We start from the raw sequence: 15,239 nt of genomic DNA on the forward strand, positions 1-15,239 counted from the left end.
GCCTGATGGAGGAGGCGGAGACCTACCGTCACGCGGCCAAGGGCTACGGGGTCGAGAACGTCAACTCGACAGCCCAGGTCATCGCGGCCCTTCTGGGCATGGGCGAAGCCTGGAACGACAAGACCGACACCGGAAATCCGGCCGTGGGCAAGGAAGTGCTCCTGCCGATGGCCGACCTCAACAAGGATTGGCAGCGGCTCGGCATCCGCGAGCCGAACCCCCTCACTCCATCGTCCGGGCGAAGCGCGCGGAGAAGTGGAAGGAAAGCTACGCCCTCCCCTTCCTCCTGGACCGGGACGAGCACGACCGCATCCACCCCTCCATCAAGAGCCTGGCCGCGCGGACGGCCCGGATGAGTGTGTCCGGCCCGCCGCTCCAGCAGCTCCCCTCCGGCGACTGGACCATCCGGCGCGCGATCCTCGCCGACCCGGGCCAGCTCATCGTCGCCGCGGACTACTCCGCAGTGGAGATGCGCGTCCTCGCGGCGCTGGCCGACGTCTCGCGCATGAAGACGCTGATCGCCGCCGGAGCCGACCTCCACACCGAGACGGCCCGGATGGTCTACGGAGCACGGTGGGACGCCGCCTCGCCGGCCGAGCAGAAGAAGATGCGCGGCCTGATGAAGATCATCGGCTTCGGCAAGGTCTTCGGCGGCGGCCCTACCGGGCTGGCCAAGCAGGCGGGCTTGCCCTACGAGCCGGTCAAGGCCGCGGCCGACGGCTACGACGAGGTCTACCCGGAGATCCCGCGCTTCGGCCGCACGCTCCAGCGCCAGGCCGCGTACAAGGGCGGGGCCGTTTACACGCCGATCGGTCGCCGCCTGCCGCTCGACCGCGACCGCGCCTACGCGGCGACGAACTACGTGGTCCAGAGCACCGCGCGGGACGTTCTCGCCCGTGCGCTCTGCCGGATCGACGACGCCGGCCTGAGCCATCACGTGCTCCTCCCGGTTCACGACGAGCTGGTCTGCCAGGCCCCGGCGGAGGACGCGGAGGAGGTCATCCGCGAGATCGGCCGCCTCATGGAGACCACGCTCCGTGAGATCCCGATTGCGTCGGAGCCCGAGGTATACGGCCGGAGCTGGGGTGCGGGCTACATGCCCGAGGAGGAAAAGGCCCTGCTTGACGCTTCCTGACAAGGGTTCGGCCATGTGACCCATCCCACTTTTCGAACATACGTTCGCAGGTTACGGAATGCGCCCAACGGGCGATGAACAAAGTTGAAAGGTAAAAGATCAGTTGAGTATGGTAAAGGAAAGCTTCAAGCAGCTCATCGACACCATGACGCGCCTGGGGGGTGTGTTGTCTCCTGCAATCGACGCTCAGTACGAGGCGCCGCCTGGAACTCGTGCATCCAAGGTGCCCGCGTCGAATGGCGTCTCCAATCCCACTTTGGACACCGTGCTCGACCCCCGTCGGCTTGCGTTGTCGGACGAGATCCGTTCGACGCGCCTGGCGCTTCTCAAGGCACGGGCCATCCTCGAACCGCACATCCCCGCGCTCCACTCCGCCGTGAACCGGTGGGAGGGCCAGGAAGGAACACAGTGACCAGCTCCGTCCCCTCGGCTGTCGAACTCGGCGGCCGGGTCCTGCACGCGCGCTTGCTCGCCGAGGCCCGCACCGCGGTTGCTGCGATGAACTGGGACATTCCCCAGGACGAGCGCCACGAGCTCGACCCACACGAGACGGACGACCTGACACTCTCCACCGCCGGCTGACGGAGGCTCCACCGAGAGCACCCGCGCCCACCCACGACCCCCCCACTCCACTATGGAGCGCGGGGGTCTTTTGCTACTTACAAGTAGATATCACGAATCTGAGTAGTTTCCCCCTGGTGTTGATCAGGCCCGGGGAGCCTGTTACGTTCTTTCCACCGAGAACTCTCGGTGAGAGCGTCGGACGAGGCCCCTTTCTGTCTCTAGACCTGTTTCGTTGCGGCCAACGGTGGCGTCTTGTGGTCGCCGATGAGATCCCGTCTGCCATTCAGGTACGAGCTGGGCTTGCCCTCCCAGCAGTTCGACAGCTCGTAGGCCAGCCTGGTGCCGTGCTCGCACGCGACGCGGTCCTCCGGTGCGGCGGCGTTCTCGGCGGCTTCGGGCAGCAGCGTGTTCAGTTCGAGTGCGAGCGTGAGGATCGCTCTGCGGACCTGGCTTGCCGCGGACAGGTCCGCCACCATGTCTGGGTCGTCGATCTGGTCGCTGTCGTCCGTCGGCCGGTGGCTCTCGGGGATCAGGCCGCTGACGTTCTCGACCACGAAGTCGGTGTAGGGCATCGACGGTGCCCGCCGCATCAGCACGGCGACGGCCTCGAACACCGGCGTCGCGTTGCGCGCGAGCTCGGCGTATTCGTCGTTGTCGTCGCGTAGCATGCGGCCGGCGGCCTCGGCGGTGCCGAACCCGTGCCACGCTGCCAGAAGCGAGGCCCGCGTGTCCGCCGGGTCGGTTATCCGCAGCCGTGCGACGCATACCGCGATCAGTTCCAGCGCGCTGCGCTGGGGTCGCGCACCAGCTTCGAGTCCGGTCACCCGATGACCGTAGCCAGCCACCCCGTGGACACGAATGGGTGATCGGCCATGTCCGGAGCATTCCGCGCCGCAGCACGGTTTCGATGCCCGGGCTCGGCCGGGCGTTGGTGCGCAGCACGGTGTGCGCGAGTCTGTCCGGACACCCGCAAGAGCGGTGGGCAGTTGCAGGTCCAGCAGCACATCGCCGGACGCGACGTCCGCGAGCTCGCCGCGCCGCTACGCGCCGGCGGACCGGGTTCAGCCGGAGAATCCGGTCCGGCATGGCCGGCTGACGACATGGCCTGTCCCGGTGCTGACAGGTGCCAGGGTCCGGGGTGTCACGTCGACGTCAGCTTGACCTCGTCGATGCGGAGTATTTGGCGAGGCCGCCGATGATGAGGCGGTTGTCAGGCCCGTCGGGTCCGGGCAGGTCGGGATGCCAGCGGTTGACCGGGACAATGGAGGGGTCGAGCAGCTCGAAGCCGGTCAGCCACTGGGTGAGGGTGTCCGGGTCGCGGGGGACCAGCGGGCTCGCGCTGGTGGTGTAGGTGGTGATGCAGTCGCGGATCCGCGCGCGCAGTTCCGCGGTGGCGTGCCGCTCGGACAGGTGCGACAGGGCGAGGTAGCTGCCGTTGGGCAGGGCGTCGCGGTAGGTGGCGATCGTGTCGGCGGGGTGGTGCTCGTCGGTGATGAAGTGCCAGACGGCGATCATGAGCACCCCGATCGGCTGGTCGAAGTCCAGCAGGTCGCGGACGTCGGTGTGGCCGAGGATCGTGGCCGGGTCGCGGATGTCGGCGTTGATGACGGTGGTGCGGGGATCGTCATCGATGAGGAGGTGGCTTTGGGCGACGGCGACGGGGTCGTTGTCGATGTAGACGACGCGGACGTCGTCGGCGAGGGAGGCGGCGACTTCGTGGACGTTGCCGACGGTGGGGATGCCGGAGCCGATGTCGATGAACTGGCGGATGCCGTGGTCGATGAGGTAGGTCACGACCCGGCGTAGGAAGTTGCGGTTGTCCAGTGCCATGGTCTGGGCGGGGATGAGCCGGGCGGCGCGTTCGGCGAAGTCCCGGTCGATGGCGGTGTTGGTGGAGCCGCCCAGGTACCAGTCGTAGGCGCGGGCGACACTGGGTTTCTCGATGTCGACGATCGGGGTGGCTGGTCGGTGCGGGTCTTCGGATGACGTGCCCACGGTGTGATCCCCTTCGCGCCGGTTCCGTATCGACGCTAGCAACGGCAGCTTGCACAGTGCATCTGCCAGCCGGGCGGAACCGTGTGCTTCGCAGCGAGACGGCACCACTTCACTCGTAAGAGCGTCGTCGTGGAGTGAGGATGCACCACGCGTCCCTGCGTCGTGGCGCATTCGGGTGACAATTTCTGGTTCGTGTGATCCGTCACGGGATTCCGGGGTCGTCGGTCGACAAGTAAGTAACAACGGCGTCCTCGGCGCCGGTGGGTGATGACCCGTGTCCCCGGACCCATGGAGGGTAGTTCTCCCAATGTCCCCGATTGTTTCGTTGTTCCTGCTCGGCCTCGTCGCGGTGCCCTGGCTGCCGCGGCGCTGGGCGGGACCGCCGGCCCAGCTCGCCGGCGGGCTGGTCCTCGCTACCCGAGGCTGGCTGCGGTGCCGTTCGGCGGCGATGGTGCTGCGGGAATGTGCGCCGCTGCTACGTGACGCGCAGGCGGTGCGCTTGGAGATCGCGCCGTCCGGTGCGGTGCTCGTGACCACTCAGGCCGCGGTTGCGGCCGGTGCGGGCCATTGCGGCCGGCGAGGACGGGCGTGAGCGAGTCGCCGCCGTCCTCGTTGACCGAGCACGAGATCGTCGAACTGTCCGACCTGATGAACGAGTACGAACCCCGCTTGAACGACCGGCTGCGACGCAGGTTTCCCGGCATCGACCACGAGAACGCTATCGGGCAGGCGCTACTGGAAATGACCGAGTCCTGGCGGCAGATCACTGGCGACAAACGCGCGTGGCTCAACCGTGTGGCCAGCCGACGCTGCATCGACGCCTGGCGTGCTTCGCAGCGCCAGGGCGCGAGCCTCGACGAGCCGCGGATGGCCACGCTGCAGCTGGCCTGGGTCGGCCCCGATGAGTATGCGGTGCTCCTGGTCTACCGGGCGATCGCCACGCTGCCTCAGCACCTGCGTTTCGCCCTGGCGAAGAAAATGTTCGGCGACGAAGTCGACGAGATCGCCCGCCTGATGAACCGCTCACCGCGCACCGTCGAGGACTACATCCTGCGCGCCCGCACCTATGTCCGCGCGCTCGTGCTCGATGCCTCCAGTCTTGACAGCGAAGGGACCTTGCCATGACCGACCCCGCCCCCCGCCCGATGCCGTCTCCCGCGGCCCGCCCGCGCGACGCGGTGGTGGAATACCTGGACCAGGTGTTCGACCGCATCCGTGCCGCCGCGCCGCGCACCGGCCCTGCTGCTGCACCCGTTGCCGACGAGGCTCCGGCCAGCAGGGTGGACCGGCTGCTGCTCGCCGATACCGCGGCTGGCCTGGCCACGCTGCTGAACCCGGTCACCCCCGGGCTGCGGCTCACCGCGGATGACGCCGTCGAGTTCGGCCGCCGCTGGCTCAAAGCGATGGCGGACAAGGCCTACCTGACCACGCACCCGCGTTTCGCCGACCAGGACTTCGGGCGCTGGACCGCGATCCTGCTGCACCACCTCGGCGCGAGCCTCGACCGCGCCGAGGAACTCCTGGACCCAGACCGGCCGATGCCGAGCCCGCGTGAGGTGGGCCGCGAGCTGTCCTATGCCCACAAGCTGTCCGCCGACGCACTCGGCGCGTGCGTGTGCCTGCTGTCGGACCTGTCCACCGAGTTCACCCCGCACGCCCCGCGTCGGGTCCGGGCCCGCGTGGTCGGTGACTTCGCCGGCGGATTCGCCACCGGGCTGCGCGACCGGGTCCGCGACGACCAGACCCTGCTGGGCTTGTCACTGGTGCGCGCTCACAACGACAACCCGGCCGGAGCAGCCCACCAGCCACGCCCGCGCACCCCCGAGCCGGCCGCCGCGGTCCTGACCCTCGACCGGCACGGCCGGATCGTGGAAGCCAACGACGCCGCCCAAGCCCTGCTCGGACGGACCTTCGCCGAGCTCCGCGACCAGAATGTTGCGGCACTGGCCGGCTGCGAGAGCGACGCCGACGTCCTACGCGGCGCCGTGGAACAGGTCGCGGGCGCGCCGCAGCACACGGTCACCCGCATCGAGCTCCAGCTGCCCGCCGACCACTACACCCCCGCGCGGTGGATCGCGGCAACCTTCGGCCACGCCCACGACACCCAGCGCGGCGTCAGCGTCCTGCTCTCCGACGTCACCCTGCTGCGCGGCCTGGCCCACAGCGCCGACCGCAACTGCGACACCGGCCTGCTCAGCGCATCAGTGTTCACCGACGAGGCCGAAGCGCGGCTACAGCACCCACCGGCCGGCGGCATGGCGCTGCTGACCGTGCGGATAGGTGCCCGGCGCGATCTGGACCACGTACTCACCCAGGACATGCACGACCGGCTGCTCACCCGGATCCACACCCAGATCCTCGCCATCACCGACCCCGACTGCCCCCAGCTGCTGGCCGGTCACAGCCACGGCGACGGCGACGTGCTCGTGCTGCTCTCGGGGCTGCCGGGCTGGGAGGTCGTGACACGGCTGGTCACACAGCTCGCGGACTGGATGAGCAATCCCGTCCGCGTCGGCGGGCACCGGCTGCGCCTGCATCCTCGCATCGGCATCGCCGAGGTCCAGCCCGGTGACACCCTCAAGACCGTGCTGCACCGCACCCGCCGCGCACGGCGCGACCCCGGCCGCTGCGCCGACCCTGTGATTCACGCCGAGCCGGCCGAGGACGCTGACCACCACCACACCCTCACCGCGCTGGCCGAGCTGGACGACGCGATCCACAACACCCGCCTGAGCGTGCGCTACCAGCCGGTGTGCACACCGGAGGGCATGCTGAGCGGGATCCGGCCGGTGGCGTCCTGGACCGGGCCGGACGGGCGGCTCGGCCGGCTGGCCGACGTCGCGGAGCTGGCCGAGCAGACCGGTCTGCTGGCGGCGGCGTTGCCGCTGATGCTGGATCTGGCATGCCGGGACATCTACACCTGGACCGGTGTCGGGCACACCCCGCAGATCCTGCTCGACCTACCCGGCCGGGCCGTGCATGACGACACCCTGCTCGACGCCCTGACCGCAAAAGCCGCCACCGCCGCACTGCAACCCGGGCAGCTGCAGCTGGTCATCCCAGCCACGGCGCTGACCGCAGCCCCACCCGTGCTCACCCGGCTGGCCGAGCTGTCCCACTCCGGGTGCTCGCTCGCGCTGTCCGGCGCCTACGGCGACGCCTGGCCCGCCGCCGCCCTCACCGACCTGCCCTGGGACACCATCGGCCTCGACCCCGCCACCGTCGGACACCTCACCCGGCGCGGCGACACCACACTGCTCACCAGCACACTGGCCACCATCCACGCCCTCCACGCCCGCCCACTGGCCGAAAACCAGCCCGCACCCCTGCCCGGGTTCGCGCTGTATCAGCCCGGGGCCTCGCTCAGCGCCGCCGACGTCCACACCGAACTCGGCACCCACACGGCCCGGCCGTGACCCCCCGGTGCCGCGCCGTAGATCGCCGCCGGACCGCACACCGCCGGTGTCTCGCATCCCAGCGTGACGGTGCACGGTGGTGCTGTGGCCGCCGCACCACGACGCGGGCACCGGCAGCGCCGACGATCCGGGCTACCGAGGCGTCCACCGACGCGGCGGTGGCGACGATCTGCCCGCCGGGCAAGCCCGGCGACTGCTCGCGCAGAATCAGCCACGTATGCCTAAGGAGGTGAAGTCGCCGGCCCGCGGGCAGGTCATATGACGGCGCACGGCTCCGGAGAACGGCAGGTCGAAACAACTGCACCAGATCCGGCACCGGGTTCCCTGTCGCCGGATCTATCAGACCAGGAGACAGGGGCAGGACGAACTCGAGCTACCGCCGCGGGTCGATCGCGACGCACTTGCTTCAGTTTGCCGAGCAGGGTGTCCAGCCGGTCGGGTGGGGCAGATACGTCAGCATGGTGGGGCTTGAGATTGAGCGCTGTCCGGTCCTTTTGATCGTCATCTGGACACCACCCCCTGTCGGCTGCTGTCGACGATCGTGGCTGGTGCATAGCATCGGCTTGTGTTCTGCGCTCCAGTATTCGGTCATCAGCATCCCTCGACCGCGACAGCACACCGGCGCGCACAGGCTGTGTGCCGAGCGAACGGGATTCGTCCGGCGAAGTCGTACTGCCAACGTGGGCAGGCCCGGCGATGGCGGGTAAGCGCCAGGTCGCCGGGCCCGTCCGGTTAGCTGTCGACCTCGACGACCGACGCGTCGCTGGCGGCACGCTGCACTGCTTCGCATCCGGCCTTGGCCGCGGACTTGGTCTCGTACGCTTCACCGACCGCGACGACTTCGCCGTTGCCGGCCTTCAGCCGGAACCGGAACTTGCCGCCTTTGTCCTGGTACACCTCGAACTTGCCGGCCACTGCGGGTGCTCCTTTCTTTGTGCTGCACGCGAATATCCGACGCCCAACCTAAACCTGCGGCGGCCACCGCGCCCGCTGATCACCCCCCAGGCCGCGTTGTCCCGTCAGCGTTCTGGCCCCCGTCGGGGCCTGTTCGTGCCGGTGATTGCGTGTGCTTCACCTCAGGTGTTGCGCGAGTTCGTCCGGGCCGTGGACGACCTGCGGGGGTTGGTCGGTCTCGACGGGCCAGAGGTCGATGTGGTGGTGTTCGACTGTGGCGTCCGGTGGTGTCGTCAGGGTGGAGGCGCCGGCTCGGTTCCTGACGGAGACGCGGAGGCGGAGGTGTCCTGCCGGGACGGTCAGTGTCTGGGGGTCGCCGCTGTAGATCGAGGTGACGATCAGTTCGCCGGCGGGGCTCTGGAGGGTGCGTTCCACGCTCATGTCCCAGCGGACCGTGTCCACGGCGGGGGGCTGGTGGTGGAGCCGGAGGGTGACCTCGACGGGGCCGAATTGGGTGCCGCAGAGTACGGCCATCCAGTTTCTCCGGTGAGCAGCCCGTCCGGGCTGGGTGGCCAGGGATTGTCGGTGCCGGTTGTGGCGCGGAGGTGGTACTGGCCGTCCTGGGCGTGGACGGTCAATACCACCTCGTCGTGATCGAGATCGTGATCGCTCACGAAGCTCCTAGGCGCTGCGTTGTCACCAGGCCGTGGAACCGTCGGCGAGCACGGCCTGGACGAAGAACAGGTCGGTGTCGAGCACCCGATAGTAGTCGTCGTAGGCCGAGGTCAGGCCGCCTTGGCTGTTGTTGGCGCTGAGCGGGACCACACGGGTGTAGCGGTCGTTGGCGGCGGCGCCGTTGCCTCCCTGGTAGGACGACGCCAGCGGGTACTCGTCGCAGGACTGGCCGGTGGGCGGTGTGGCGCTGCCGCAGCTGATCGCGCGGTTGTTGTCGATGGCGGCCTGGTCGGCGAGCCTGGTCAGCGGGCTGCCGAATGGTCGAGTCCGGTATCTGGTTCATGCCAAAGGCGGCTACCCAATCGATCAGCAGCGCGTGAGGATGGCAGCTGTGGGCGGAGGGAATGACTTGAGCACCGAGGGCGCGACTCTTGGCGCTAATCGCGCCAAATCGCGGTTCGGCGTCGCGTACGTGCGGGCTGTGTGCAGCCAAGCCGGCGTCGGGTTCGACGAGACCAGCCCGGACGAAGATGTCCTGGCAGTCGACGGGAGTGTCGAGTTCGAGTTCGCGCCAGCACGGGTGCAGGTCAAGTGCACCGGGCAGTTCCGGATCAAGGGTGGCACGACCGCGACCTGGCCTGTCGACGGTACGTGGCGTCGGCGGTGGAAACGCTCCGGCGTGCCGGTCTACTTCGTCCTGGTCATCGTCGACCCGGACGAGCCGGCGTCTTGGCTGCATCATCAGGACACCGCCACCTTGCACAGAGCTGCTGCTTTCTGGGTACGGGTCGACGCAATTGAGGAGGAGCAGAACATCGTCGTCCCGAAGACCCAGCGGTTCACGGCTGACACGCTTAGGGTGTGGGCAGCGGACGTGGAGGCCAGCTTTGATGGTTCGAGAGGAGGCGGGGCAGATGTCTGACAGCGCCGTTCTCCCCGCGCCCGCAGACATCGTCTGGTACCTGAAGAGCAGCGGCTGGCTGGCGAATCAGCCCGGCCCCGGGGGAACGCTATGGGTGAAGGGGCGTTCACGCATCGGGGTGCCGAACGAGCCGGACGACTTGCTGATCCGGTCAGTCTTGCGTCGACTGGCCGAGGCCGAAAACCGTGGTTTCAAGCAGATCGCAGACGCTGTGCGTTACGTCCGCTTCGATGTCACGCATCTGCGCGCGGTGAACGATAGCCACATTGTCGACAAAATTCCGCTCGTTGCGGCGACAAAGCTGATCGGCTCGGCGCGGATGATGCTGCGCGCGACTGCGACGACAGCGCGCTGGGAGCGAGCCCAGATCGGCGGCAGCTATTCGAAAATCGGTGACGAGGTGATCCAGCAGGCGTTCATGGGGCACACCGAGCGGGGATCGTTCGTCATCCCGGTGCTGATACCGATTCCCGAGCCGGAACCACCGGATCCTGACCGGCCGATGCTGTTCGACAGCCAGGACGGCCCTGCCCGGTACGAGGCCGCGGCTGAGCCCTTCGCTCGTCGTGTGGTGCGGACCTTCGCCCAGTCGATGCAGGCAGTGCACGACCTCGTGGTGGCGCCCGAGCGCTCCCCGTCCACCGAGGGCCTGCACGAGTTGGTGTACCGGGGAGTCAGCCGCGAGTTCTGCAGCGGATTGGCCAACGTCTTGGACGAGAAGTCCATTGGAGAGTTCGAGACGACGGTGGACTGGGCGCCGCTGGCCCCGGCCCCGAACACGATGCCTCGTCAGGTGTCGATCGGTGCGGAAGCCGGGGACCTGGTGCGGCGGGTTGCCGAACGGCTGCGTCAGCAGCGTGCATCGTCGGTCGAGGTGTTCTCCGGGACCATCGTCGAGTTCCGGCATGAAAACCAGGACGATCCGTTCGGCGAGGTGGCAGTGTCAACGATCCGCAGGGGACGGCAGGCCGAGATCAGGGTACGGCTGCCGGTCGAGACCTATCGCGAGGCCTGGGAATGGCATAACGCAGGCCGGGCCGTGCTCGTCGAGGGCATCATCCGCCGGCCGTCGGGCCGTCCGGGTATCGTCGACAACCCGGCGCGGTTCCAGCCACTCGACGCTCTGACCCCGACGTCGATCCCGGAATAGGGTTCCCAGCCCTGATCGAGTGTACGAGAACGGTCTCTCAGACGCGCAATTCCACCAGGAGACGAGCTTGTTGCGGGTAGCCAGGGTGGCCCGTCTCCGCTCGTCCCAGCGCGGCATCGCGTCCGTCATCCGACTGAAGACCTTCGACGCCGCCTACCTGGTCGGAGATCGCGTGGCCGTGCCCCCCCTGCGTCCTAGCCGCGGACACGACGAGAACGGCGGCATCGCCGAGGTCCAGGTCCACTCGGGCGTCCTGTTCGCGCTTCGTTTCGGGAACGAACGGTGCGGCGCGTTGGTTGCCACCGGTATGCGCGTTCTGCGAACCTACGCCCGGATCTACGTGGCCGACCTCGACGAGGTGTTGCCGGTGCTCTCCCAGGGCACCGGTGCCCCGGTCAGTACTCGCTTCGCGCTTCCCGGGGGACTAGAACTGGCCACGGTCGGCCGGCTGCTGGTGCTGGCCGGTACGCAGGCGGCACTGGGTCCGTACCGCGCGACCCAAGCCACGCTGATCGTCGACGACCTTGACCAGTGCCAGGCGTGGCTGGCCGCGGCCGGCGCCGAACTCGTACGCGGCCCGCGAGAGGTGCCCACCGGCCGCAACCTCACCGCCCGGCTCGCCGACGGTGTGCAGGTGGAGTACGTCGAGTGGAGCCGCGACCAGTGGGAGCGAGACGCGGCCGCGTCCTAGCGACCGTGGCCGGGCCTGGTTGCGGGCGGCGTCGCACCAGGCTGACCCGGGCGTGGCGGCCTCGGTCAGGGTGGCGCTGGGCCGGGCGGGGTGGCGGCCCACCACGGTGGGGCAGGAGTGTCGGGGCGTAGCCGGTAGAAGGGGCGTTCTCCGCGCCAGCAGGCGGCGAGTTCGGTGGTGAGGGTGATCCAGGCGGAGAGGCTGCGCCGGTCGTCCCAGACGGTGGCGGCGGCGGCCGCGGCCTGCGCGGCCGGTCCGGCAGTGCCGGCGAAGGCGAGGACGGCTGTCACCGCCGCGTCGGCGTCGCCTGGCCCGGGACGGGCTGCCGGCGCCGGAAGAATGTCCAGTCGCAGGTTCTGGCCGGCCGCGGCGGTGGTGTGGGTCAGATGCCGGGCGAGCAAGTGCTCGACCGCTTCGGCGTTGCGGCTCCGGCGGCTCCACCGGTCCTGGGTCTCGTCGGCGGCTGCGGCGATGGCCCCGCACGCGTGGGCCAGCCCGGTGCCCTCCCACAGGGCCAGGACGACCGGTGTGGTCGCTGCGGGGTCGAGGGCGGGCAGTGACGCGGCGAGTCGGGTCAGCGCGGCCGGTACGTCGTTGTCCGGGCCGGGGTCCAGGTCGGGCACTCGATAATTGTTCACGGTGCGCAACTCGCTCCGCACCCGTAGCCACCGGATCGGGAATATTCGACTACGGGCGCGGGGCGCCGGGGCGATGGGGTAAAGGTCAGTCCGGCAAGGAACGGTGGTTACTGGACGGCCCTGGCGCGGTCGTCGGCCGACGGTAGCTGCCGTACGTCGATGAGTGGCCAACTGCCTATCGGGTGCCCGAGGACGGCACAGCCCGGGACGGGAAGTTCGACAACGGCAATCGACCATGCCGGATGAGCTACTGCGTGCCGGACGCCACTTCGCCGCCGTGACCGGCGGCGGCAACCTCCACGACTTTAGCCGCTCCCGTCTTTTCCCGTCACTGGAGTCGGCGCCACCGGATCCGACCTGAGGAACTTCTTCAGCCACGACGACCGCCTCACCCTCGACACCGTTTCGAACACCCGAAGGAAGGCACCCCCGGGGCAGCCGCCGACCTCATCGCCCGCATGATGCCGCGGTCCAGCGGTGAGCTCCTGCCTTGCGTTTGACTCAGCGTCGGGAGTCCCGGGTGTTATCGAAATACCGGCCCACCCGCGGTGGCCCACCAGCACACCGGCCGGCGCTGACCTCCTCGTCAACCCTCGGCATCGTCAGCGTCCGCCCCGCCGGTGCCAGCGGTTTAGATCTCCTCGGCCTGGGCACCGTTCTGGGTGCCTCCCGTTCGGCGTTCTTAGTAGGCCGACACCAGCGCGTGGACCGCTCCGCGCCCCTCGAACTCGATGGTCTCCCCACCGGCCAGGGCGATGGTGACCTGCTGCCAGCTACGCCCCGGTACTGCGGTGATGTCGGTGACGCGGTCCAACGAGACCTGCCCGAGGTGCTCACCGACCCGGTTGAGCATCGGATCCGCAGACCACACATGCAGGTCATCCGCAGTGACACCGAAGATCATCGACGCGGCCAGCGGGGATCGATGGACATTCCGACTCCCTGAGACCGCTCCCAGTCCGGTCGTTTCCGTGTCGACATGCCGGACGGGGGTCTGGCGGGATGGTGCTAGGAATGACGGCATCCGACGTCATGAGGGCACGCACGAGAGGGACCAAACCAGCCCGGGGCTGTTGCCGGCGCGGGTTCCCGCGGGCACACGCATCATCGTCTGCATCACCACCGCGATCAGGGCCCGGCTCCGGTCTCCCGACGCTTGATCACGCCTCTGATGAGCAGAAGCGCTCGACTGTCCGTGCCTTGTCGTCGCGGCTGACCGGACCGGCGGCACGACCGGGGCATGACGCTCGTTCCGCGTCCGGTCCTCGACGACCCGGCGGAGGCGTGAACGACACCTCCGCGGGCACCACCTCGTCCGCGACCCCGAAATCCGCCTGGTCACGGCCGGGTCCGTGCCCGCCGGTGCCTCCGTTCCCGTTGCCTGCACGCGCTACAACCACTGGCGTCCACACCATCCCGGTCACCATCGGCTCCACCGCCCGCTCGGGCAGGCCCTTGCTGGCGCCGTCGAGACGGCGGCCGGTACCGACCTGCCGGCAGCGCTCGTTCTCCCACAGCTCGGCGAGCCGGGCAATACAGGGCACGGCGACCTCGCGGAGTGCGGGACACAGAGTGACCAGCAGCCGGGAACCATCAATGTGTGGCCTTGCCAGCGCCTCAGCATGGGCCGGGGCGCCGCGGATAGCGGTGTGCCCGAGCAGGATTTACGCGGGCAAGACTCGCATCGAGGCTAGTTATCCCTCTTCATTGATATCGTCCATCAGTTAACAGTTTTGAATCCCCCCCACCCAATTAGTGTCCATTCACTTTAATACCTACACGTGACCCTCCACCGCCGCTCCCCCCCCTCCGCCCCCGCGCCTCCGCGGAAAAATCGACGACCCATAAATAAAAGCCCCCGCCCCGTCCCCCCCTCACCTCCCCCCGGACTAATGGGGCCAGCTGGAGTTGGTCGACACAAGTTCATGTCGCGGGTGACCCATTTTTGCCCCCCCCCCCTCGTGCGGGGGGTGTCTGGCCCCCCCTGGTGTGAGGCCCACAAACGGAGCCCTCGGACGGCACTCCCGTGGATTAAAACTGTCCCACCCCGCCGCTGCCACGGCCATTGGTCGCGGATGCCCCCAAGCGCCCAGTTACCCGACAAAGCAGACAACCGGCGGCCGAAGGCCCGCGCTCAGGCTCCGCTGAACGCCGTCGCGAACACGTGCAGCTGCCGGTTCACGGGCAGGGTCACGAAGGCGACCGGCTTCCCCGCGGTCAACGGGATCGAAGCCGAGTACAGGCTCACCTCCTGGTCGTGGGGGTAGGTGCTCCCCGGCGGCCGGTTCCAGTAGGGCGCGGTGGCCACCAGGACGCAGCCCTCGACCGCCCGGTCGGAATACCAGTCCGCGACGGTGAGGTTCGAGGTGGACGTGGTGCCGTCGGTGTAGGTGACGGTGACCGGGCCGCGCTGGGTGCCGTGGGTGCCGGCCGCGAGGAACGACAGCGCCGGGCCCGAGCCGGAGAGGGCGATGCTCTGCCCGGCGGCGGTGACGGTGTCGGCCCGGCCCGCCGGGACGTCCGGCCAGGTGAACTCCGCCGAACCGGACACCACTGTCCTACCCGGACTGATCCCGGCCGAAGCGAGGGCCTGGGCGGAGAAGCTGAAACCCGCGCCGTCGAAGTCGCCCGGGGCCGGGTTCGCGTCGTCGGTCACGCCGACGTCGGTGTACGCCGCGGCCAGGTCCGGATAGGACACTTGCACGGCCGTCGAGCCGGGTCCGGTCGAACCGCCCGCGTACCGCGTGGTCGCGGTGAGGCCGGCCGGGCCGGGGGCCGCGGTGGGCGCCGCGGTGACCGACCAGGTCGTGGACACCGTCTGTCCCGATCGGACGGTGCGGAACGCGGCCGGCGTCCGCGGGGCCGCGGTCCAGCCCTTCGGCAGCGACAGCGCGGTGACGGCGTCGCGCACCGGCTCGGTGGCGCCGTTGGTGAACCCGGTGGTGACCGCGAACGTCGTGCCACCGGGGGTGATGGCGGGGGCGGTCACCTTGGTGGACCGCGGACCCGAGGTCCGGTCCACCCGGAACTCACCGGACAGCGGCAGGTTCCGCGAGGAGTCGCCGACCCGGACGGTGTACCGGCCCGCGCCGAGTTCCCACGCCTGCGCTTCGCTGCTCCAGTAGGACGCGTCCCGCGCGGTCAGCGCGAAGCGCACGC

The 15,239-nt window shown here is 69.1% G+C and carries 17 protein-coding genes; 9 read left to right on the top strand and 8 right to left on the bottom strand.

Features of this window, described 5'->3' with window-relative positions:
• Window positions 1-187: 187 nt before the first annotated feature.
• The 3 genes from NYF13_RS35555 to NYF13_RS35565 all read left to right on the top strand — a co-directional run bounded on the left by NYF13_RS35555 (window position 188) and on the right by NYF13_RS35565 (window position 1,717).
• The gene (locus tag NYF13_RS35555; RefSeq protein WP_315662522.1) at window positions 188-1,135 is read left to right on the top strand and encodes a DNA polymerase A family protein; all 948 of its coding nucleotides are present in this window, start codon (window positions 188-190) and stop codon (window positions 1,133-1,135) included.
• A gap of 109 nt (window positions 1,136-1,244) precedes the next feature.
• Complete coding sequence (locus NYF13_RS35560) at window positions 1,245-1,547, top strand: hypothetical protein (protein WP_315661931.1); 303 nt, start codon at window positions 1,245-1,247, stop codon at window positions 1,545-1,547.
• Window positions 1,544-1,717, top strand: a complete 174-nt coding sequence (locus tag NYF13_RS35565) for a hypothetical protein (RefSeq protein ID WP_315661932.1) — start codon at window positions 1,544-1,546, stop codon at window positions 1,715-1,717. The genes NYF13_RS35560 and NYF13_RS35565 overlap by 4 nt, the downstream gene beginning before the upstream one ends.
• Window positions 1,718-1,917: 200 nt before the next feature.
• Here the strand turns inward: NYF13_RS35565 and NYF13_RS35570 are convergent, their stop codons facing one another.
• Window positions 1,918-2,523, bottom strand: a complete 606-nt coding sequence (locus NYF13_RS35570; protein ID WP_315662524.1) for a hypothetical protein — start codon at window positions 2,521-2,523, stop codon at window positions 1,918-1,920.
• 328 nt (window positions 2,524-2,851) lie between these two features.
• Window positions 2,852-3,694, bottom strand: a complete 843-nt coding sequence (locus NYF13_RS35575) for an SAM-dependent methyltransferase (protein ID WP_315659508.1) — start codon at window positions 3,692-3,694, stop codon at window positions 2,852-2,854.
• Window positions 3,695-4,001: 307 nt separating this feature from the next.
• Here NYF13_RS35575 and NYF13_RS35580 point away from each other — a divergent pair, with 307 nt between their 5' ends.
• From NYF13_RS35580 to NYF13_RS35590, 3 genes are read left to right on the top strand one after another with little or no spacing between them, the layout of a single operon-like run.
• Window positions 4,002-4,286 carry a hypothetical protein gene (locus NYF13_RS35580; RefSeq protein WP_315659506.1) on the top strand — a complete coding sequence of 95 codons (285 nt, stop codon included), beginning with the start codon at window positions 4,002-4,004 and terminating at the stop codon, window positions 4,284-4,286.
• On the top strand, window positions 4,283-4,819 hold the full coding sequence (locus tag NYF13_RS35585; protein WP_315659503.1) for a sigma-70 family RNA polymerase sigma factor: 537 nt from the start codon (window positions 4,283-4,285) through the stop codon (window positions 4,817-4,819). The genes NYF13_RS35580 and NYF13_RS35585 overlap by 4 nt, the downstream gene beginning before the upstream one ends.
• Window positions 4,816-7,110, top strand: coding sequence for an EAL domain-containing protein (locus tag NYF13_RS35590; protein WP_315659501.1), 2,295 nt, complete (start codon window positions 4,816-4,818; stop codon window positions 7,108-7,110). Before NYF13_RS35585 ends, NYF13_RS35590 begins: the two co-directional genes overlap by 4 nt.
• Before the next feature lie 732 nt (window positions 7,111-7,842).
• On the opposite strand, the gene NYF13_RS35595 is transcribed toward NYF13_RS35590, so the two are convergent.
• The 3 genes from NYF13_RS35595 to NYF13_RS36885 all read right to left on the bottom strand — a co-directional run bounded on the left by NYF13_RS35595 (window position 7,843) and on the right by NYF13_RS36885 (window position 8,985).
• A complete protein-coding gene (locus tag NYF13_RS35595; protein ID WP_315659499.1) occupies window positions 7,843-8,025 on the bottom strand; it encodes a DUF1508 domain-containing protein in 183 nt (60 codons plus the stop codon).
• A 156-nt stretch (window positions 8,026-8,181) separates the two neighbouring features.
• Complete coding sequence (locus NYF13_RS35600) at window positions 8,182-8,538, bottom strand: hypothetical protein (protein WP_315659498.1); 357 nt, start codon at window positions 8,536-8,538, stop codon at window positions 8,182-8,184.
• A gap of 162 nt (window positions 8,539-8,700) precedes the next feature.
• A complete protein-coding gene (locus tag NYF13_RS36885) occupies window positions 8,701-8,985 on the bottom strand; it encodes a NucA/NucB deoxyribonuclease domain-containing protein (RefSeq protein ID WP_396287861.1) in 285 nt (94 codons plus the stop codon).
• On the opposite strand from NYF13_RS36885, the gene NYF13_RS35610 reads away from it, so the two are divergent.
• The 3 genes from NYF13_RS35610 to NYF13_RS35620 all read left to right on the top strand — a co-directional run bounded on the left by NYF13_RS35610 (window position 8,912) and on the right by NYF13_RS35620 (window position 11,442).
• Window positions 8,912-9,601, top strand: a complete 690-nt coding sequence (locus NYF13_RS35610; protein ID WP_315659496.1) for a DUF4365 domain-containing protein — start codon at window positions 8,912-8,914, stop codon at window positions 9,599-9,601. The genes NYF13_RS36885 and NYF13_RS35610 overlap by 74 nt on opposite strands.
• Complete coding sequence (locus NYF13_RS35615; protein ID WP_315659495.1) at window positions 9,594-10,751, top strand: hypothetical protein; 1,158 nt, start codon at window positions 9,594-9,596, stop codon at window positions 10,749-10,751. Before NYF13_RS35610 ends, NYF13_RS35615 begins: the two co-directional genes overlap by 8 nt.
• An 85-nt stretch (window positions 10,752-10,836) precedes the next feature.
• Complete coding sequence (locus tag NYF13_RS35620) at window positions 10,837-11,442, top strand: hypothetical protein (protein WP_315659493.1); 606 nt, start codon at window positions 10,837-10,839, stop codon at window positions 11,440-11,442.
• A gap of 65 nt (window positions 11,443-11,507) precedes the next feature.
• Here NYF13_RS35620 and NYF13_RS35625 read toward each other — a convergent pair whose 3' ends face one another.
• The 3 genes from NYF13_RS35625 to NYF13_RS35635 all read right to left on the bottom strand — a co-directional run.
• Window positions 11,508-12,065 (bottom strand): hypothetical protein, encoded by a 558-nt coding sequence (locus NYF13_RS35625; protein ID WP_315659491.1) that lies wholly within the window; start codon window positions 12,063-12,065, stop codon window positions 11,508-11,510.
• A gap of 697 nt (window positions 12,066-12,762) precedes the next feature.
• The gene (locus NYF13_RS35630; protein WP_315659489.1) at window positions 12,763-12,933 is read right to left on the bottom strand and encodes a hypothetical protein; all 171 of its coding nucleotides are present in this window, start codon (window positions 12,931-12,933) and stop codon (window positions 12,763-12,765) included.
• 1,281 nt (window positions 12,934-14,214) lie between these two features.
• Window positions 14,215-15,239: NEW3 domain-containing protein (locus NYF13_RS35635; RefSeq protein ID WP_315662525.1), on the bottom strand; the 1,025-nt coding region annotated here is incomplete at its 5' end.

The sequence above is a fragment of the Amycolatopsis sp. PS_44_ISF1 genome (assembly GCF_032335455.1).
Classification (GTDB): domain Bacteria; phylum Actinomycetota; class Actinomycetes; order Mycobacteriales; family Pseudonocardiaceae; genus Amycolatopsis.

Coding starts and splice junctions, on each gene's coding strand:
- NYF13_RS35560 (WP_315661931.1), top strand. CDS start 1,245: ATGGTAAAGGAAAGCTTCAAGCAGCTCATCGACACCATGACGCGCCTG.
- NYF13_RS35580 (WP_315659506.1), top strand. CDS start 4,002: ATGTCCCCGATTGTTTCGTTGTTCCTGCTCGGCCTCGTCGCGGTGCCC.
- NYF13_RS35590 (WP_315659501.1), top strand. CDS start 4,816: ATGACCGACCCCGCCCCCCGCCCGATGCCGTCTCCCGCGGCCCGCCCG.
- NYF13_RS35600 (WP_315659498.1), bottom strand. CDS start 8,538: ATGGCCGTACTCTGCGGCACCCAATTCGGCCCCGTCGAGGTCACCCTC.
- NYF13_RS35615 (WP_315659495.1), top strand. CDS start 9,594: ATGTCTGACAGCGCCGTTCTCCCCGCGCCCGCAGACATCGTCTGGTAC.
- NYF13_RS35630 (WP_315659489.1), bottom strand. CDS start 12,933: ATGCTCAACCGGGTCGGTGAGCACCTCGGGCAGGTCTCGTTGGACCGC.